General features: G+C 58.9%; 15 protein-coding genes. 13 read left to right on the forward strand and 2 right to left on the reverse strand.

Annotated elements, in window-relative coordinates; genetic code table 11:
- Positions 1 to 314 precede the first annotated feature (314 nt).
- Together aroD and H6A60_RS07800 are read left to right on the forward strand one after the other, a co-directional pair.
- Positions 315 to 1,235, forward strand: coding sequence for a type I 3-dehydroquinate dehydratase (gene aroD / locus H6A60_RS07795; RefSeq protein WP_205103121.1), 921 nt, complete (start codon positions 315 to 317; stop codon positions 1,233 to 1,235).
- Positions 1,236 to 1,316: 81 nt separating this feature from the next.
- A complete protein-coding gene (locus tag H6A60_RS07800) occupies positions 1,317 to 3,122 on the forward strand; it encodes an FAD-dependent oxidoreductase (protein WP_205103124.1) in 1,806 nt (601 codons plus the stop codon).
- A 281-nt stretch (positions 3,123 to 3,403) separates the two neighbouring features.
- Here H6A60_RS07800 and H6A60_RS07805 read toward each other — a convergent pair whose 3' ends face one another.
- The gene (locus H6A60_RS07805; RefSeq protein ID WP_205103127.1) at positions 3,404 to 5,218 is read right to left on the reverse strand and encodes an aryl-sulfate sulfotransferase; all 1,815 of its coding nucleotides are present in this window, start codon (positions 5,216 to 5,218) and stop codon (positions 3,404 to 3,406) included.
- Positions 5,219 to 5,460: 242 nt separating this feature from the next.
- Here H6A60_RS07805 and H6A60_RS07810 point away from each other — a divergent pair, with 242 nt between their 5' ends.
- The 9 genes from H6A60_RS07810 (at position 5,461) to H6A60_RS07850 (ending at position 16,359) form a co-directional block, all read left to right on the forward strand.
- A complete protein-coding gene (locus tag H6A60_RS07810; protein WP_205103130.1) occupies positions 5,461 to 6,378 on the forward strand; it encodes a LysR family transcriptional regulator in 918 nt (305 codons plus the stop codon).
- 343 nt (positions 6,379 to 6,721) lie between these two features.
- Positions 6,722 to 7,054: a DUF1116 domain-containing protein gene (locus H6A60_RS07815; protein ID WP_205103134.1), complete on the forward strand. Its 333-nt coding sequence runs from the start codon at positions 6,722 to 6,724 to the stop codon at positions 7,052 to 7,054.
- Between the two features lie 161 nt (positions 7,055 to 7,215).
- Complete coding sequence (locus tag H6A60_RS07820) at positions 7,216 to 9,726, forward strand: heavy metal translocating P-type ATPase (RefSeq protein ID WP_205103137.1); 2,511 nt, start codon at positions 7,216 to 7,218, stop codon at positions 9,724 to 9,726.
- 26 nt (positions 9,727 to 9,752) lie between these two features.
- Positions 9,753 to 10,382: a hypothetical protein gene (locus H6A60_RS07825; protein WP_205103141.1), complete on the forward strand. Its 630-nt coding sequence runs from the start codon at positions 9,753 to 9,755 to the stop codon at positions 10,380 to 10,382.
- A gap of 132 nt (positions 10,383 to 10,514) precedes the next feature.
- Positions 10,515 to 11,000, forward strand: a complete 486-nt coding sequence (locus H6A60_RS07830) for a hypothetical protein (RefSeq protein ID WP_205103145.1) — start codon at positions 10,515 to 10,517, stop codon at positions 10,998 to 11,000.
- 416 nt (positions 11,001 to 11,416) lie between these two features.
- Positions 11,417 to 12,712: a peptidase U32 family protein gene (locus H6A60_RS07835; RefSeq protein WP_205103148.1), complete on the forward strand. Its 1,296-nt coding sequence runs from the start codon at positions 11,417 to 11,419 to the stop codon at positions 12,710 to 12,712.
- 201 nt (positions 12,713 to 12,913) lie between these two features.
- Positions 12,914 to 14,674, forward strand: a complete 1,761-nt coding sequence (locus H6A60_RS07840) for a flavocytochrome c (RefSeq protein ID WP_205103151.1) — start codon at positions 12,914 to 12,916, stop codon at positions 14,672 to 14,674.
- A gap of 508 nt (positions 14,675 to 15,182) precedes the next feature.
- Complete coding sequence (locus H6A60_RS07845; RefSeq protein ID WP_338054852.1) at positions 15,183 to 15,377, forward strand: Txe/YoeB family addiction module toxin; 195 nt, start codon at positions 15,183 to 15,185, stop codon at positions 15,375 to 15,377.
- Positions 15,378 to 15,624: 247 nt separating this feature from the next.
- A complete protein-coding gene (locus H6A60_RS07850) occupies positions 15,625 to 16,359 on the forward strand; it encodes a TetR/AcrR family transcriptional regulator (RefSeq protein ID WP_205103153.1) in 735 nt (244 codons plus the stop codon).
- 172 nt (positions 16,360 to 16,531) lie between these two features.
- Here H6A60_RS07850 and H6A60_RS07855 read toward each other — a convergent pair whose 3' ends face one another.
- The gene (locus H6A60_RS07855) at positions 16,532 to 17,659 is read right to left on the reverse strand and encodes a porin (protein ID WP_205103155.1); all 1,128 of its coding nucleotides are present in this window, start codon (positions 17,657 to 17,659) and stop codon (positions 16,532 to 16,534) included.
- Between the two features lie 536 nt (positions 17,660 to 18,195).
- Here H6A60_RS07855 and H6A60_RS07860 point away from each other — a divergent pair.
- Positions 18,196 to 18,435, forward strand: coding sequence for a FeoA family protein (locus H6A60_RS07860; RefSeq protein WP_239477653.1), 240 nt, complete (start codon positions 18,196 to 18,198; stop codon positions 18,433 to 18,435).
- Between the two features lie 114 nt (positions 18,436 to 18,549).
- On the forward strand, positions 18,550 to 18,780 hold the full coding sequence (locus H6A60_RS07865; RefSeq protein ID WP_205103157.1) for a FeoA family protein: 231 nt from the start codon (positions 18,550 to 18,552) through the stop codon (positions 18,778 to 18,780).
- Positions 18,781 to 18,787 lie beyond the last annotated feature (7 nt).

Genomic DNA, 18,787 nt, shown 5'->3' on the forward strand with positions numbered 1-18,787 from the left:
GCCATTCGCGCAATTCCCAGAAGTGCTTCTCCAAGGTACGTTTGCGAGCTTGCCTGCGGTGCAGCGGAGCCGATACCCCCGTCGAGGGGTATGTCTTTTTGCCCAATTCCGAGAGAATGCCTCTCGAAGTCGACGGCCGGTCGTTCTCTGACCGCGCCCGCGGCGGTTTTTGCGTGTGCGTGCAGCATTGCGGAAACGTCATTCGGGCACCCCGGCCGACCGTCTGTCTCTTATGAGCGTCTCTAGCCCAACCTTGCGACTCGGCCGTCCGTCGAGACGCGGAGAACCACATACAGATCAGAAAGGATTCGAAGATGAAACGCCGTCAATTCCTCTTTGCCGCTGCGAGCGGTGCAGCGCTCGCCGGTGCAGCGCACGCGAGCGTCGTCGACAAGTTCGGCGACAAGATCCGTCCCGTCGACACGATGAACCACGTCGAAGGCTGGGATCACGGCACGGTGAAGCCCTTGGTTCTCAAGGGGCGCGAAATCGGCGTGGGTCGCCCGAAGATGATTGCCCCGACGACCGCGAAGGACGTCAAGGGCCTGATCGAGAATGTTCGCACCTTTGCCGGCATGAAGGAACTCGACATGATCGAGGTTCGCCTCGACTACCTCGGTAAGCTTGAACCGGCCGCCTACGGCAAGGCCGCCGCGGATGCGAAGGCAGCGGCAGGCGACAAGATCGTGCTCGTTACGCTTCGAAACGGCACGGACGGCGGCGGCTTCGTCGCTGACGACGCCTTCTACGAAAAGGCCAATGCCGCGATTGTCGAAATGGGACGTCCCGACGTCATCGACTTCGAGCTCTTCCGCAATGCCGACATGATTCGCCGCCTCGTGAAGCAGGCCCATGCTGCGGGCACGAAGGTCATCATCTCCGACCATGAATTCAAATTCATGCCCGACGAAGCCGAACTGATCCGTCGCCTCCTCCTCGAGGAAGAATTCGGCGCCGATATTCTGAAGCTCGCCGTCATGGCGCACACCGTTGAGGACGCGCTCACCATCATGAGTGCGACCGCCAAGGTGCGCCGCTACTACTCCAATAAGCCCATGCTGACGATGGCGATGGGCAAGTGGGGCGTGCTTACCCGCATCACGGGCGAAGCGTTCGGCAGCGACCTGACCTTTGCGAGCGTCGGCGGCAAGGCAAGCGCCCCCGGTCAGATTCCTGCCGAAGACTGCGAAGCCGTGCTGCGCATCCTTCACGAAGCGATGAATCCCGGCGCCTGATCGCTGGGGAGCTAAGTTACAACCAAGGTCCGCTACTCATAATGAATGCGGACCCGAAACGATTTTTTGGAGTCAAGAACCATGAAAACCAAGTTGATCGCATTCGCTGCCGTTGCAGCGTTCTCGGCCGGCGCTGCCTGGGCCTCTCCGCAGTTTAAGGCCGGGACCTACCAAGCCAAGGCCCCCGGCATCCACGGCGACGTTGTTGTCGAAACGTCCTTCTCGAAGGACCGCATCGAGTCCGTGAAGGTTGTGAAGCAAACCGAAACACAGGGCATCGGCACGAAGGCCGTCGACATGCTCCCCGGCCGCATCGTTGACGCGCAGTCGACGAAGGTCGACACGCTCTCGGGCGCAACGATCACGTCGAAGGCCATTCAGACGGCCGTTGACGACTGCATCCGTCAGGCCGGTGTCGATCCCGCGACGCTTGTCCCCGTTGTCGTTAAGAAGGCTGCCGCTACGAAGGAACTGACGACCGACGTCGTGATTGTGGGCGGCGGCGGCGCGGGCATGTCCGCGACGATTCGCACCCGCATGAACGGTCTCGATGCCGTTCTCGTCGAAAAGATGCCCTTCATCGGCGGCGCCGCTTCGATTTCGGGCGGCCAGGTCGTTGCTCAGGGCTCGAAGCTCCAGAAGGCCTTCGGCTCGACGGACGACTCCGTCGATTCGATGGTGAAGGACTTCCTCGCCAACGGCAACAACTTGAACGACCTCTCGAAGCTCACGCTCTATGCAAAGAACGTCGGCCCCACGATCGACTGGCTGCACGAAGAAGTGGGCGTGAAGTTCATCCCGAACGACCTGCCCTTCCTAGCCGAATATTCGCACCGCCGCGCCCTTGAATTCCAGGGCGGCGCCGGCACGATGGCGCAGCACCTTCGCGACGTGATCGCCAATAACGGCGCGCATGTTCTCTACAACACGAAGGTCGAGTCCCTCATCGTCGAGGACGGCAAGGTGATGGGCGTGAATGCCGTCGACACGGCTTCCGGCACGAAGTACACGATTCGCGCGAAGAAGACCCTCCTTTCGACGGGCGGCTACGGCAACAACAAGGCCATGCTGACGCCTGAAATGCAGAAGGTCCTCTACTACGGTCCGGTCTCCTCGACGGGCGACGGCCTTCGCATGGCACAGGGGCTCGATGCCAAGACGCAGCTTCTGCAGTACGGGAAGCGCTATCCGAACGGCATTGAAGTTGCGCCCGGCATCGCCAAGTCCACGATTTACGCCAATGTCGGCGCGTTCGACCAGGCGGGCATCCTCGTCAACGTCGACGGTGTTCGCTTTGTGAATGAAAAGGCTTCGAACCGTCACATCCTCGAGCCGATGCTCAAGAACAAGAACGGCCAGGCCTACGTCTTCATGGACCAGAAGTCCTGGGAAGGCTTCTATAAGCGTGCGCCGGAAACGGGTGTCTCGCAGGCCGACATGGACAAGTACCTCGCCAACGACGGCAAGAGCGCTCCGCTCTTCGTGAAGGGCGCGACGATTGAGGAAGTCGCCAAGAAGGCGGGCATCAACGCCGAAGCGCTCAAGGCCACCGTCAAGAAGTACAACGACTTCGTGAAGGCCAAGAAGGATGCCGACTTCGGTCGTCCGGTCGAATACATGAAGGCTGAAATCGCAGCCGAAGGCCCCTACTACATCGTCGAACAGAAGCCGCGCTTTGCGACGACGATGGGCGGCGTCTGCACGGACGACAACCTCAACATCGTGAAGACCGACGGCAAGGTCATCCCCAACCTTTACGGTGCGGGTGAAATCGTCGGGGGCGTGATGGGCGACGACTCGCCTGCGGGCGCCAACGTCGGCTGGGCGCTCACCTCTGGTCGCGTGGCTGCCGATGCGATGGCGAAGGCCATCCGCGAAGGCAAGTAATTGCACAATCGGTCGGTCTCTCTTGAGACCGGCCGACGAAAAGCAAACATTGCCCCTCAAGGCGAAGAGCTTCCGTTTGACCTCGCGGAGGCTCTTCGTCTTTTGTGTTGAAGTCGTTGCGGAGAATTCAATTGAGTTTTGTGCGTTCGTTTCTCTGCCTCATTTCACAGCCGTCAGGTGTGCCGGATTTGAGTCGATAAAACTTTCCATCAATGACGAAGCGGTCCGAATCATTTCGATGTCGGACCGCTTTCACTCAATCGATCGCTTTCAAACTTCGATTACATGATTTTGCCGTTGAAGGCTTTGTTCACGTCGAAGGCAAACGCCTGATAACCCGTCGTATTCTTCAACTGGATTTCGACAGCAGGCGTGGTCGAACCCCATTCGAACTCGTCAAGGTACGGGTTCGGTGCCGAAGTGAGACCGCCCGTCTTGAGGTCGTAATTGGCACCTGCCGTGGCGGCATAAGCGATGATGGAGTCCTTGTCGGGCATGTATTCGACCAGGCTCGTCACGGGGCTGAACCATTCGTGGCCCATTTCCTTGCCGTATTCCCAGATCTGTTCAACCGTTCGCTTTTCCTGATCGATCTTGTAGATGACCGCACGGCTGTACTTCATGTCGGGAAGCGGCGGCTGATCAAATCCGCGGCCGTCGCCGTTGTCGAAGACCGAAATGAAGATCGTTTTCTTATCGGACTTCGAATCAATTCGGAATGCCGTGTGCTGCGTCCAGGTCCAATCGAAGTTCGTGTTTTCGCAGGCGGCATCTCCGCAGGCGAGTGGCTTTCCGTTTGCGTCAACCGGCGTCAGCAGCGCGTCCGACCAAGGCTTCTTCCAGCCGCGCGGCGCACCGAGGATCCATTTCACCTTCTTGTCGCGCCCGATCTTGATCACCGCGCACTGGTGGCGCGACGAAATAATGATCGAGTCGTCCGTCGGATCGTAATCGACCGAGTTGACGTGCGCCCAGTTGCGCCCCGGTCCCGTACCGACAATGTCGCCGAAGTGCGCCTCTTTGTCGAGCTTCTGGAGGTCTTCACTCGAAAGCGTCTTGCCGGCGAGCTTCGGATCGATGTTGAGGCACACCGCCCCCTGGTCGAGCGCCTTGATAGCCGTGTCGCGGTACGGGTCGAGGATTTCCCAAAGACGCCATTCTTCAACGACGTTGCCGTTCTGATCGACTTCAACGATCATGTCGCGCACTGTACGCACGTTGCGTCCGTCGCTGCGCTTCAGGTTTGAGGAGGCAACGCGCAGGAAGTAGTGGCCGTTTTGCGCGGCGTCCATCGTGTGCGAGAAGTCGTTGTACCCGTAGGGAAGTCGCCGATTCCAGATTTCGCGCCCCATGATGTCGTACTTGACGTAGTGCTGGCCGTAACCCCAGGTAATCGCGCCGTCTTCATTCTGGCGCAGGCCCATCATGATGCCGCCGTCATAGAGCGAGTCGACGTCGTAGATGCCGATCGGATAGAGGTACCAACGAACGTCGCCTTTCGTGTCGATAATCATGTTGAGCGGATAGGACGACCACTGCAGCGCACCGCCCTCGGGGTTGTTCCAGACGGCATGGCGCGTGTTGTTGTTGCCGCCGATGTTGTTGATGTAATAGAGGCGGTCTGCGAATTTTGCAGGCGCGGCTTTGCGAACGACGGCCTTCGGGAACGGATGAAGACCGAAGATATCGTTCGTTGCCATCGTGTAAGTCTCCGTGATGCGCTCGGTCTTGCCGTAGAAGATCCGGTCGTACGTCACTTCGACCTTATTGCGGTAGTCGGGATAAAGACCGAAGACCGGAATGCCGCCGTGCGTGAGGAGCTGCGAATCCGAGACTTTATAGGCGATTTCCTGGCCGCCCTCTTTCGGGACGATGCGAACGCTTGCGTTCCTGAGCTCATAGCCGCCGTTGCGGATGATGGCCGTGAGCGGTGCGATCTTATAAGGATTCATGATCACTTCGCCGATCTTCTGCTTCTTGTAGATCGTCGAAGGTCCGGACGGGCCGCCGAAGGCGTGAGCGACCATCGGGACTGCGGCTGCGGCGGCAGCAAAGACAGTGAGGCGTGCAAAATCGCGGCGTGAAATACCGGACATGGTTTTCTCTCCTTTTAACGAAGCTTTTGCGCGGTCTAGGCTCGCGCGGCGACCGAGCGCAAAGACTGTCAATCATGCTGAGAGACTTTAATGAGCAAGTAATTTGATGAAAATTGATCTTTCCCCTCGGCGAATTCGCATTTTCGTCAAAATGTTTTCAATGTAATTTTTCCGTAGACTCGTCAAAAGCAACGTTCTTCTCTCCCGAGAGGGGCATCCTTTTACGCTTTGAGGTTCTATCTATGTCGAAATCGCCGCTCGACAATCTCCAGTCGCTCAGACTACTCGAAGAAATTTTGCGTACCGGGCAGCTTTCCGCTGCCGCCGAGGCGCTTCTAGTGAATGTGGCGACGGCAAGCCGGCAGCTTAACGACTTGCGCTCGGCGCTCTGCGATGAACTTTTCGTGCGTAACGGCAAAGGACTCGTGCCTACCGCACGCATGCTTACGCTTCGGCCGATTGTTCGCCAGATTCTTCAGAACGTGGAGGCGCTAGCAAACGACGATGTTTTCTCGCCCGAACGCGCAACCGGCACTTTCCGAATCCTCACTTACGACAACGCTCTGCTCCTTTACATATTTCCTGCGCTGCCGACCATACGGTGTAAAGCGCCCGAGCTTAATCTCGAGTTCGGCTTTGTTGCAACGACCGAGCAGCTTATCGACGAGCTTCGCCGCGGCGAAGCCGATCTAGCGATCTTTCCTGTGCCGCCCAAACGTTCCGACATGATTGCGATCGACCTCGATGCACAGCATTACCGGCTGTTGATGCGGCAAAACCACCCGCTGTCAGACCAACGCATTCCGATAAATGCGGTCACGCTGCGGCCCTACACGCAGCTGATGCCGGGCAGTCGACCGATTCGTCCCTGGACGACCCTTCGTGATGAAGGCCAGCCGTCGATCGTCATTCCCTATTTCAATACGGCGCCGTTTCTCGTCTTGGAAACCGACTTCATTATGTGGATTCCTTCGAGAACCGCCGAATATTGGCTCGCTCGAGGCGGCTATGCCGTACGCGACTTGCCGCCTGAGCTTGCTTACGCCTTCAGTCCGAAGCTCATCTGGAACACGCGCTCGGATGGCGATCCGCTGCATCAGTGGGTGCGCTCTCTCGTAGCCGCACATCATGAAGCGGGAAGCGAATTGTCTGAAAAGTGAATTTTGTCGTTGCTATTCGTACGCGAATAATGGGAAAGCGATTTGGTTGTGTCGTCGGCACTTTTGCAAACTGACGTCGATCAAACCAAAACATTTTATGCGGATGCGAACGATTTACATTCGTTCCTATTTCGTCGAAAATTGACAGCCTGAACTGCGGATTTGCTTTCACCGGCAGGCGGCATACAATTAGTGGGGTCGGATCCCAATGGACCGCGCATGACTGCAAGCCCTCCGTATACCCCCGCAAACGGTTCAGTGAAGCGTGAATTGCGGAAGCGTTAGACCGATCGATAACCATTAATCAATGATCGGGCGTTTCCGTCGTTGGAGTAACAGAAAAATGAATCAGAACGTCAAATACGGACTCTTTTTCCTCGGAGGGGTTGCCCTCGGTGCGCTCGGCGCCGTTGTTGTTACCCGCGGCAAGCTTGATGTGAAGCCGCTCGCGACGAATCTCATTTCGGGCGGCATCGACCTGCGCGAAAAGGCGCTCGCCGCCGTCGAATCCGTGAAGGAAGACATCGCCGACGTCGTTGCCGAAGCGCAGGTGAAGTCGCAGGAAAAGCGCGAAGCGGCCGAAGCCGCCGCTGCTGCCGCGACGGCCGCCCAGTCGGAAGAAAAGCCCGCCGAGGCGCCCAAGGCTGAAACGCCCGCTGCGCAGCCTGCCTGCTGATTTGAACGAAGAAGTCGTGCGCATGCGCGGCCGCCCGGACGTTACCCTCGTCCGGCGTTTTGCCCATGCGCACCATTCGCTATCTTCAATCGACTGACGCAATCGCGTCCGTTCCTCGTTGAAGACGGAACGGGCGCTTTCGCCGTCACCAGGGAGGCAGCATGATTTTTACTTTGAAGCACGCCGTCGGCAACCGCGAGCGCTGGCGTACGACGACGCCCTTGACGGCCGCGAGTGCCGAGGTGCTCGCCGACGAAGTGGCTTCGGTTGACGGAGTCACGGGCGTTTCCGTCAACGTTCGTACGGGCTCGGTTGTTCTGACGGTCGATTCGCTCGAGGCGAAGCGCCGCACGGCCGCTTACTTCGCCTCGCTTGCGAAGAATCCCCTTTATTACAGAGCTGCTCGCAAGAAGAGCGCATCTCCTGAGAGGCCGGCTGCGTCCGCCGCGTGCGCGAAGCTGCCGCGAGATCGTGCTCTACGCAACGATCTCCCCGCGCTCGAAGCGCGCTCGGGTGCCGCCCGGAGTGCGGCTTCGCAGGGCTTTATTTCTGCTGGCAACATCATCGAAGGCACCGTGAACGAAATCGGCCGCGGTTTCACCCGTATGCCGCTTCTTGCGGTGCTCGGCCGCATTCGCGAGATGATCACCGAGGCGCTTTCGGGCGTCAAGCGCGGCAAGAATGCACTGACGCGCGCAGCCGCTTCGTCGGCGCTTTTGCCCGTGAAGCCGGAAGACGGTGCCGAGCTCGATTTTTCGAGCCTCGCGCGCTACGTTTTTTTGCGTCCGGTTCTTCCGATGATTGTCAATATCGGCAACGCCGTTCTCGGCGCACTGCCGATCATTGCAGAGGGCCTCAAGAATCTCTTTAAGGGCAAGCTCAACGTCCCGGTGCTCGATGCCGCCGCGCTGATCGTGTCGCTCTTGCGGCGCGACTTCAAGACCGTGGGGCTTCTCGTCGTGCTCTTGGGGCTTGGCGAAATGCTCGAAAACTACACGCGCAAGAAGTCCCTCGATTCCCTTGCCGACGAGCTTGCTCTCAAGGTCGACAAGGTGTGGGTGCGCCGCGGCGAGACGGGTGAGCGCGTCGAGTCGATTCCGCTCTCGGACCTCACGCTCGAAGACACCGTTGTCGTGCGTGCGGGGTCCGTTATTCCAGCGGACGGCATCGTTGTCTCGGGCGACGCCTCCGTCAACCAGGCGACGATGACGGGCGAGCCCCTCCCTGTCCACAGAACGGCGGGCGGGAGCGTTTTCGCGGGCACCGTTGTCGAAGACGGCGAGATCGACGTGCGCCCGACGGCGCTCGGCGACAAATCGCGCCTCTCGAAGATCGTTCGCTTCATCGAAACGAGCGAAGCGGCCAAAGCGGGCATCCAGGGGAAGGCCGAACACTTGGCCGACGCGATTGTGCCCTACAACTTCCTTTTGGCTGGTCTCGTTTGGCTCTTTACCCGCGACCTCACCCGCACGGCTTCTGTGCTCCTTGTCGACTATTCGTGTGCGCTTCGTTTGGCAACGCCGCTCGCCATTCTTACGGCGATGCGCGTCGGCACGGGCCGCGGCGTCCTCGTGAAGGGCGGTCGATACCTCGAGGCGCTCGCGGAAACCGATACGGTCGTTTTCGACAAGACGGGGACCCTCACGCAGGCGTCGCCCGTTCTTTCCGACGTCGTTTCGCTTGATCCCGCATACGACCGCAAGGCGCTTTTGAAGCTCGCGGCGTGTCTCGAAGAGCACTTCCCGCATCCCGTTTCCCGCGCCATCGTACGCGCAGCCGACGAGGAAGCGGTCTTCCACGACGACGAAAAGCACGATACCGAAGTGCGCTACATCGTCGCGCACGGCATCTGCTCGTCGGTGGACGGTTTGAAGTGCGTGCTCGGCAGCCGACATTTCGTCGGCGACGACGAAGGGGTGGACCTCGCGCTCGCGCAGCCTGTGGTCGAAACGCTCGCGGCCGATGGCAAGTCGATTCTCTATTTCGCCGTGGGCGGCAAACTCGTGGGCGTACTCGGTATCGAAGACCCGCTTCGCGAAGAGGCGGCCGAAACGGTTCGCGCGCTTCGCAGCCGCGGCATCAAGCGCATCGTGATGCTCACGGGCGACGACGAGCGCACGGCTGCGACCGTCGCGGCGAAGCTCGGTCTCGACGACTTCCGCGCGCAGGTGCTTCCGGAAGAAAAGGCGGCGCACGTCGAGGCGCTTGTTCGTGCGGGCGCCAAGGTGCTCATGGTGGGCGACGGCATCAACGATTCGCCTGCGCTCTCCGCGGCAAACGTCGGCGTCACGCTTCGCGACGGCACCGATATCGCGCAGGAAGTGGCCGACGTCGTCCTGACGGGGAACAACCTCCTCGGTCTCCCGGTTGCTATCGACCTCGGCCGCGCAGCCATGCGACGCATCAAGCAGAACTTCGCGATCTCGGTGGGTCTCAATACGGGGTTCCTCGCGGGCGGCTTGACGGGGCTCCTGCAGCCCGCGGCCGGCGCGCTCCTGCACAACGCGACGACGATCGGCGTTTGCCTCAATGCCATGCAGCCGACGCTTGCTCCGCAAGGACATCGTACTTTTGCCGACCGCATGAGCGACATCGCCGAAAACCTGCATGGTACGCTCGAGCACATACGCGGCGACGCAGCGGCTGCTTCCCCTGTTGCTGCCGCTTCATGAAGAATTGAGAGGTTTTCATCATGGAAATGACCGACATCAAAACCTGCGTTCGATCGTTGACGCGCGGGCGTGCTCGGCTTCGTCACGAGAGGCTTTCCGGGCTTGACGCGCAAACGATCGCAACGGCCGAATCGTTTCTCATGGGGCTCGAAGGCGTAACAAGCGCCGCGATCAATCCGCGCGTGGGGAGTCTTCTTCTCACGTGGGACGAATCGGTGACGAATGCCGAAACGCTTCTCGAGTCGGCGCAGTTTTTCATGGCCTTCCTTGGCGACGATGAGGACGCTCCTCGCGATGCGTGCGGGTCCGAACCCTGTTGCGGCGAATGCGACTCGGCCGAATCCGCATCGCAGACGGCTTCGCACGCCGATTCGTGCCGATGCTGCGAATCGGCGCGCGGTGCGATCCGCGCCGTTGAGGGCGCCATTCACCGCACGGGCGGCGCAGCGCTCGACCTCTTTGCGCCTGTCCTTGCGCCCGATCAGCATAAGGGCGGCCGAAAGCGTCGCGTAACGCAGAACCGCCTGATGCTGCTTGCCTATCTTGCAAGCATCGGGATACTCGGCTTCGGTGCAAAGCGTCTGCACTGGGTGATAGGAACGGGCTTTACGGCGCTCCTCGGGGTGCACCTCTATCAGCACCGCCGCGTGCTCTGACGGATCGCCTTTCTTGGCTATAGTGCACAAAGCTGCGGATGCGTTTCCGAAAAGCGCATCCGCAGCGCCGTTTCGGGCGTCGAATTATTTTGAAAAACGCCCTTCTCTCTCCCTCTTGCAGTCGCTGCCGCTATGAAGAAGCTCCTTAAGAACGGCGTTGCCGGTGTAGCCGCCCTGCTCCTTGCAGCCGCCGCCATCGCACTCCTCGTTTTCGCGTTTGCGACGCTCCTTGGCGTAGCGGCGGTTCTCGGACTCGTCGCGGCCGGCGTACTGATCGGTGCGCCTGCGGACGCCATAACCCTTATCCGAGACCTCATGGGTGCCATTTCGAAGTGGGTCGCGGATTTTGAGCGCATTGTTGCGTCTGCCGGGGAAACGATGCTCACGCTTCTCGGGAAGCACGCAGCGCAGGCGCCCGCGGATGGGGACGCTGCGACTGCGTCTTCAGCCGGTAAATCCGGTACGGGGGCGTCAGTGCAAGCGTCAGATGATAAGCCACGCCAAAGTGCTGGCGACAAAGCGCTGCATCCCGCAGCGGCGGCTATCGTCTCTGCCGAGCGGTCTGAGCCGCCCGCTTCTTCTGATGCGGCTAAACCGAACGCCCCGGCCAATAAATAGTCGCAAAAAACGCGACCGATATTTGTCGACCAATACTGAAATTATTCGGCCCGTATTCAAACAAAACCTGCTATAGTAGGCACTTCAGCCTGCGACGTGCCTTAGGCATGCCGCAACTTCGAGCATCTCCCCCTTGATCTTTCTCGGAGATGCTCTTTTTTTTAGATCCCGCCCGGTCTCTCTACGAACCGGGCGGAATCTTTTTGCTCAGGCTGTCCGTCGGCTGTGACCGGCTCTTCACCTGCTCTCGCGTTGAGGGTCGAGACGAATGCACGTTTCGTTCAGACCTCTCGAGCAGAATATCGCCGACGCTGCGTCGCTTAACGACGCAAACGATACGGGCCGCACGTGAGGCCTCATCTTGCGTATGCTTGGCCTCTTGACTCGCCCGCTCTCTACAAAGAACGTTCATTGCCATGACCCATTCGACGGTGCCGACCTTTCGCCCTTCTCAAACCGCATCCGCTTGCCGCGGCGACTTCGAAATCCTTGCGCCTGCAGGCAGCGATGCGGCGCTCTCCGCTGCCATTGCGGCAGGCGCGAATGCGGTCTATTTCGGTGTCGGTGAGCTCAATATGCGCGCGCACGCAACGGGCGACTTCACGGTGAACGATCTTCCTCGACTCGCGCAGAAGTGTCGTGCTGCGGGTGTTCGCTCGTACCTTACCGTGAACACCGTTCTCTATGATTCGGACCTTGAAGCTGCGAAGCAGCTCCTTGAAGCGGCAAAGGCGGCCGGCATCAATGCCGTTATTGCGGCCGACGTTGCTGTGATGCTTTACGCCCGATCGATCGGACTTTCGGTGCATCTCTCAACGCAGCTTTCCGTCTCGAATGTCGAAGCGCTGCGCTTTTACGCGCAGTTTGCCGACACGGTGGTGCTCGCTCGCGAGCTCACGCTTGAGAAAGTCGCCTACATTGCCGAAGCGATTTCGCGCGAACAAATCGTCGGTCCTTCCGGCCGACGCGTTCGCATCGAGTGTTTTGCCCACGGCGCGCTCTGCATGGCCGTGAGCGGCCGTTGCTATTTGAGTCTGCACACTCGCGGCAAAAGTGCCAATCGCGGCGAGTGTCTGCAGACCTGCCGACGCCGCTACCGCTTGACCGATCCCGAACGCGGTACCGAGATCGACGTTGAAGGTACGCGGTTTCTCTCGCCCAAAGATTTGAGCACGATTCGCATCTTCGACAGACTTGTCGCGGCGGGTGTTCGCATTTTCAAGATTGAAGGCCGTGCTCGCGGTCCCGAGTACGTGAGCGCGACCGTGCGAAGCTACGGCGAAGCGCTCGATGCGGTTTTGACCGGGACTTTTACCCCGACACTTGCCCAAGCACTCGAGAACCGCCTTGCGCGCGTCTTCAATCGCGGCTTCTGGGAAGGCTGGTACATGGGTGCGGATACGCTTGAGCGCACCGACGATTACGGCTCGAGCGCGACAGTGAAGAAAGTCCATGCCGGGAAGTGCATCAACTTCTTTGCGAAGGCCGGCATCGGGCACTTTTCGATTGAAGCGGGCAAGCTTGCCGAAGGCGATGAAATCATGGTGATCGGCCCAACGACGGGTGTTGTGGAAACCCGTGTCACTGGGCTTCGCATCAACGACTTGCCGGCAGCGCCCGAGGCTGCCGCCAAGAAAGGCGACGAAATCACCTTTGCGCTTCCCGCGCGCGTGCGCCCGGGCGACAAACTCTACCGCGTCGTGCCGCGCTAAAAGTTCGCTTTTCGCAGCAAGCATTCTCTTTTTGCACTCGCCGCTCACGAGAACGAGAAGTCAACTTGGTAGAAAAACCGATCTCAAGGTCGGGATTTCGGTTTAGGCTCTCTGCATAACCTCACGAACGGCGCGCTTGCGTCGCCTTTGCCGGCAGCAGAAGCGATGCGCCGCGCCGAGTTCTTTGCCAAGGGAGTTCACATGACGAACGGCAAACTTTTCGCGCTTTCGCTTTCGCTCGCTTTCGGTGCGCTCGGCGCCTTTTCGGTCGCTCAAGCTGCTCCCGTCACGACGGAAGGTACGGGAACGGGCAAGCACGGCGACTTGGTCGCCGCGGTTACTTTCGATAACGGCAAGATTCAGGCGATCGACATCAAGAAGTCGAACGAAAACAAGATTCTTGCCGAGAAGGTCTTCACCGACATGAAAAACGCGATGATCGAGCACAACACGGCCGATGTCGATCTCGTTTCGGGCGCGACGATGTCCTCGAAGGCGCTCCAGGACGCCGTCAAGGCCGCTGCCGAGAAAGCCGGGGTAACCTTGGCCGGGCCCGTCGTTCTCATGAAGCGTGCAACGAAGGTGCCCGAATCGAGCGTCTACGACGTTGTCGTCATCGGTGCGGGCGGCGCGGGTTTCTCGGCTGCCATCACCGCGAAAGATGCGGGTGCCAGCGTCGTCGTGCTCGAAAAGATGCCGACGGTCGGCGGCAACTCCCTTATTTCGGGCGCCGAAATGGCCGCCGCCAACAATTGGGTTCAGCGTAAGCTCGGTATTCTCGACGATTCGGTTGAACGGCACTTCGAAGATACGATGAAGGGCGGCGACTACAAGGGCGACCCTGCGGTCGTGCGCACGATGGTCGAAAACGCTCTTCCTGCCGCGCTCTGGTGCCGCGACGTAATCGGCGTTGAATTCCAGGAAGACAACCTCTTCTTCTTCGGCGGTCACTCGCGCAAACGCTCCCTCATTCCGAAGGGCGCGACCGGCATGGAATTCATTCAGAAGTTCATGGCTGCTGCAAAGAAGCGCGACATTCCGATCATCACGGGCATGAAGGCCGAAGAACTCGTGAAGTCGCCCGAAGGCCGCATCGTGGGCGTCAAAGCGACGATGGACGGCAAGACCTACACCTTTAACGCGAAGAACGGCGTGATTATCGCTTCGGGCGGCTTTGCTGCGAACGTCGAAATGCGCGCCAAGGCGAATCCATTCTACGGTGCGGGTTTCAAGACGACGAATGCGCCAGGCGCGACGGGCGACGGCATCGTGATGGGCGAAAAGGCAGGTGCTCAGGTGGTCAATATGGACCTCATCCAGACCTATCCCATGTGCGACCCGATCACGGGGGCGATTGAACTCATCGACGACGCACGCTTTGAGGGCGCCATTCTTGTCAATCAGGAAGGGAAGCGCTTCGTTGAAGAGCTCGAGCGTCGCGACGTCATGAGTAAAGCCATTCTCGAGCAGACCGGGCAGTACTGCTACGCGCTCTTTAACGATGCGATCGAAAAGAAGTCTCACGCGATCACCCATCACCAAGACGAAGTGGAAGTCTTCACGAAGGCCGGGATTCTTCACAAGGCCGATACGATCGAAGAAGCGGCCGAATTCTTCAAGATTCCTGTTGAGAACCTCAAAGCCACGGTTGCGCGCGTGAACGAATTCGCCAAGACCGGCAAGGACCTCGACTTCAACTATCGTGCGCGTTTTGTCGATCTTTCAACCGGCCCCTATTGGATCTATCGCGGCGTGCCGTCGTGCCACCACACGATGGGCGGCCTCAAGATCAATCCGAAGGCGCAAGTGCTCGACAAGAACGACAAGCCGATTCCGGGCCTCTGGGCCGCCGGCGAAGTGACGGGGAGCACGCACGGCACGAACCGTCTCGGTTCGAACGCCTATGCCGACATCATCGTCTTCGGCCGCATTGCTGGCGCAGAAGCGGCGGCAGCCAAGTGAGGCGCAGCAGCGCAGAAGCTTTGAACCCAAATACCTTTGAATTTTGAGCCTCTCGATCGGCGCCCTCGGGCGCCGATCGTTTTTTGACGGTGCTCGAGAATGCCCTCATGATGCCGGCGGGCGCCGCTCAGACTGTTGCCGAGCGAACGTATCGTTCGTCGCATCCGCGCTTCGCGTGTATTCGGTGTACTTCGCGATGACGTCGGAATTCTCAGCGACGAAGCGCTCCGATATGAGACAGAGTGCCATATGCATGCCGGTGTAATGTCCGAAGCCGTGCAGAACTTTCCGTCGACGCATCGGCGGGCACGCTTTTGCTGCTTCGTGTCGATGAGCTTCTTGCAGCCGAGGTTCTCGACCAGATCGTCCGGCGGCAATTGGCCGTTTTCTTCCAGACGAAAGTTTTCTCTGCGAAGAACCGTCGATCCCGTCCAGATTTAGAAGTCAAAGCCGACGACGAAGAGCTTGCGCATCTTCATTTCCGCAGAAAGTTCGGTCGAGAAGCGATATCGAGGATACTCTCAGGCATCCGACCAAGGGACTTGGCAAACCGGAGCCGCTCAAAAAGGATTTGTCCAGTTTTTGGAGTCGTCGCATCAATCAAGAGCACCGATTGGTCTATGCTTTCGACGAAGAATCCGTAACGATATTCCATGTCGGGGGCATGACGCATGACCCTCGCGGCGTCTCGAACCAGCCATGAATGATGAGGCTTGCGGAGCCGTGATGATCAGCCGGAGGGGGGGTGCATGTCCCTGCTCGGGCGTAGTCGCGCTTCGCGGTTCGTTCGTTTCCGCCTCCTCGGCTGCCAACGTCGCGGCGGCATCTTCTTGTCCTGCCTCGCCGCGTCCGACGAGGCTAACCGCTAGGTCTCATGCCTCTGCATAAGCGACGATCCGATTTCTCGTGCCTACAATTGGACTCGGATTCAATGACGACGGGAGAACATCATGAGAAAGAGCGCGCGCGCCCTCGCTAATCGCGATGCCGAACACATTCGGGCAAGGGCTGAAGCGAAGTCACCTGCTCCGAAACGCGGCCGTCAGGGAATCAAGGAAAACCGCAAGGGTGAAATGAGTCGGAAGGCCATGCTTACGGCTGCGAGACGGCTCATCGTCGAAAACGGCATCGAAACGCTCTCGCACAACACGGTGGCGTCCGCGCTCGGAATGAGCAAGAGCGCCGTGATCTGGCACTTCCCAACAAAGCGCGCCCTCTGGGAGGCGCTGATCGTCGAGTATGTCGAGCACCTCGAGGCAGAGCTCGATCGGCATTGCGCGCCCTTCGTTCGTGCCGGTCTCGCGCCCGATCGCGCAATTCTTCCCGCGATGCGGAGCTGGTTCGGGAGCTTCAGCGCGAACCGCGAAGGCTGGATTGAAGTGGGCGCCGCTCTGATCGGGCTTGCCCGACATGACGCGGCCCTCATTGAACCCATTCGTGCGTGGTACCGCGAGCTCTATGCGAGGCTTTCGAGCTCGGGGCTCGAGCGCACGGCTGCCTTTGCTGCCATGATGGCTTTCGACGGCTTCTTCAACGCTTCAAAGATGGGCATTCTCGTTCTCTCGCGAGAAGACGCCGACAGCGTGCAGAAAGCGGTGCTTCGGACGGTTTTCGGCGACTTGCCGGTAGGCGTTCCCGAAACAAACTCAGATAAAGTCTCGATTGCATCCAGCGAAGCGCAGTAAGACTTCAAAAACACAAAAGCGGGCGACCCGGCAACGATGCCGGCGCCGCCCTTGAGCAAGATTCCGGAAGCGTACTTTCGCACGGCCTTCGCCGCATGCGGGTCGTCCGCTCCTTGCTCGCATGGCCGAACGTCCTCGCAGCAGGCAGTCAATTGTTTGAAGCTGGCGCGCCTCAGAACGAATGCACGAGACCCAACCCGCCCTGGAAGGCCTTGGTCTCAAGCTTTTCTCCGCCATCCGGCTCCGTTTCCTGGTCGTAGTAGCCCATACCGAGGTAAAGGCTTGTGCGGCTGCTCAGCTCATAGTTGTGGAAGAACGCTACGCCCCAGACCGAGACGTCCGTCTTCGTTTTCACGGGGTTTGAGGCGCCGCCCGTATAGACGTCGCCGTCGCCGTCAGACCAGAAGGCCGAAAGCTGTGTTTCGCCGAGAGAGTTCAGCACAACCGCCCCGAGATGAACAGCGTAGCCGTCAAGATCCGCATAGTCGCTGCCATCGGTGTCAAAGCCAGCGATCGTGTTTTCGTGCTTGCCGTATTGAAGGCCCAAGAAGGGTTTGACGACGCCGAAGTCGTAGTTGACGCCAAAGCTCACGCCGAGAGCATCGTCTCGATCTTTGGCGTAGTGGTTTTCATCAATCGAGCGATTTGCTAGCACCGAGTCGACAACAAGTACGGCATTGAGGTTCCCGGCCGTAAAGGTTGCGCCCAAAGCGGCATAACGGTCCTTGCTGCGGGAGTGATTCGCATCGTCGGCATTCGTGCCGAAGGAGTACTGCGCAAAGGCCGTGAAGCCCCCAAATTCAGGCGACTGATAGGTCGCCATGTTGTCGTAGATGCCGCGATCGAGCCAAAAACCCGTGCCGACGTAGTCGCCGTAGCCGCCGTCCATCGAGTCGGCGTGAAGCATGAAGATGTCGTACGTGCCGTCGCCGCCCGTGAGCGACCCCATGCGGCCGAGCGAGAGCGTACCCAAACGCCCTGAGATCGACACCTGTGCTTCTTTGTCGAAGAGGCGGCTGTCTTCATCGGCAAAGGTGCCGTCGTCGGAATTGAATGAATTTTCGAGCACGAAGCTTACGGACATGCCGCCGATCTCTTCAGTGCCGCGCAAACCGAAGATCGATGCGGTGTTGAAGCCGGAGCTCATGGCGAAGTTGTCCTGCTTCTCTTCTCCGGTGACGTCTTCATGCGTGTAGACAAGACCCGTATCGATCGTGCCGTAGAGAGTGACGTCGGCAGCAAAAGCGGCGCCCGAGATGGTCGTCATCACAGCGGCGGCAACTATGGATTTTTGAAACATGTGGTTCTCCGATCAAGGAGGCCGCACGCTGTTTCCGCGAGCGTACGACCAGGAAAGTTGAGGAAACGAGAACGATTCGCGTTCGTTACGTTTCGCAATTTTATGCAAACGATTCTCACTCCCGTCAAGAGCAATTGATCGGAAAACGGTAGGAAGACTGCGAAGTTGCTTTAAATATTTCGAGGTATATGCAATGAATATTTGCTTAATTAACAGGAAGATGAAGAATTTTTTCTTTCAGTTTGCCTCTGTTGATTCCGTTGCTTTAAAGCAACGCAACTGAAAACCATTCGCGTTTCTTGAACATCTTTCACCTTCTTTCGACGCTTCTCTGAGATGAATTACTACATACGAAAGCGTCTCATCCGCATCCTCATTGATATTTGCTACCGACAATAGTTGGCTGATTGCAAATAGCTCTCGGTTGCATTTCGGTTTGCATATGAGAAACGTTCTCGTTAGTATTTCGGTGTTCCCGTGCGCAGGCCAGCGGCCGGCGCTCCTTTTTTCTTCAACAAGCACTACGAAGGTCGGAAATGATGAACGGCACAAAGCGCATTCGGACTTTGACGGAGCTCGGCCCGAATTCCCCGGCGACGGTGGCGCGCATGAAGCTCGACCAGAAAGATATTGATCGGCTTGCCGATCTCGGTATGCGCTTGGGCGCCGAAGTGCGTGTCCTGCAGTCTGCCCCGGAGGCGCCGCTGCTCGTTGCCGTGCTCGACGCACGCATCGCAGTCAACTACGACATCGCCAAACGCATCTACGTGTATTGAGATTTCCAATAAGCGAGGTCGGTGCTTTAAAAAGCCCGGCCTCTGCGCCATTTCGACTCGGCGAAACGGAAACCAAGCCCCATTCTCAGAATTAGACAAGAGAGGTAACCCCGCATGTTTCTCAAAGATCTTCCCGTTGGCAGCAAAGGCCGGATCGTGAGCTTCGGCAAGGACCATCCCGAATACAGGCGACGCCTCGTGATGCTCGGTGCAACGCCGGGCACGCCGTTTGACGTAGTCCGTATCGCGCCCTTGGGCGATCCGATCGAAATCCGCGTTCGCGGCAGCTTCATCAGCGTGCGACGAGACGAAGCCGAACTTATGCAGGTTGAGCGCATCGACTGACGTCGCT

The sequence above is a fragment of the Sutterella massiliensis genome, assembly GCF_016899755.1.
Lineage (GTDB): Bacteria > Pseudomonadota > Gammaproteobacteria > Burkholderiales > Burkholderiaceae_F > Sutterella > Sutterella massiliensis.

What these genes read in the sequence shown, in the direction of transcription:
- aroD (WP_205103121.1), top strand. Translation starts at nt 315, where the DNA reads ATGAAACGCCGTCAATTCCTCTTTGCCGCTGCGAGCGGTGCAGCGCTC.
- H6A60_RS07800 (WP_205103124.1), top strand. Translation starts at nt 1,317, where the DNA reads ATGAAAACCAAGTTGATCGCATTCGCTGCCGTTGCAGCGTTCTCGGCC.
- H6A60_RS07805 (WP_205103127.1), bottom strand. Translation starts at nt 5,218, where the DNA reads ATGTCCGGTATTTCACGCCGCGATTTTGCACGCCTCACTGTCTTTGCT.
- H6A60_RS07810 (WP_205103130.1), top strand. Translation starts at nt 5,461, where the DNA reads ATGTCGAAATCGCCGCTCGACAATCTCCAGTCGCTCAGACTACTCGAA.
- H6A60_RS07815 (WP_205103134.1), top strand. Translation starts at nt 6,722, where the DNA reads ATGAATCAGAACGTCAAATACGGACTCTTTTTCCTCGGAGGGGTTGCC.
- H6A60_RS07820 (WP_205103137.1), top strand. Translation starts at nt 7,216, where the DNA reads ATGATTTTTACTTTGAAGCACGCCGTCGGCAACCGCGAGCGCTGGCGT.
- H6A60_RS07825 (WP_205103141.1), top strand. Translation starts at nt 9,753, where the DNA reads ATGACCGACATCAAAACCTGCGTTCGATCGTTGACGCGCGGGCGTGCT.
- H6A60_RS07830 (WP_205103145.1), top strand. Translation starts at nt 10,515, where the DNA reads ATGAAGAAGCTCCTTAAGAACGGCGTTGCCGGTGTAGCCGCCCTGCTC.
- H6A60_RS07835 (WP_205103148.1), top strand. Translation starts at nt 11,417, where the DNA reads ATGACCCATTCGACGGTGCCGACCTTTCGCCCTTCTCAAACCGCATCC.
- H6A60_RS07840 (WP_205103151.1), top strand. Translation starts at nt 12,914, where the DNA reads ATGACGAACGGCAAACTTTTCGCGCTTTCGCTTTCGCTCGCTTTCGGT.
- H6A60_RS07850 (WP_205103153.1), top strand. Translation starts at nt 15,625, where the DNA reads ATGAGAAAGAGCGCGCGCGCCCTCGCTAATCGCGATGCCGAACACATT.
- H6A60_RS07855 (WP_205103155.1), bottom strand. Translation starts at nt 17,659, where the DNA reads ATGTTTCAAAAATCCATAGTTGCCGCCGCTGTGATGACGACCATCTCG.
- H6A60_RS07860 (WP_239477653.1), top strand. Translation starts at nt 18,196, where the DNA reads ATGATGAACGGCACAAAGCGCATTCGGACTTTGACGGAGCTCGGCCCG.
- H6A60_RS07865 (WP_205103157.1), top strand. Translation starts at nt 18,550, where the DNA reads ATGTTTCTCAAAGATCTTCCCGTTGGCAGCAAAGGCCGGATCGTGAGC.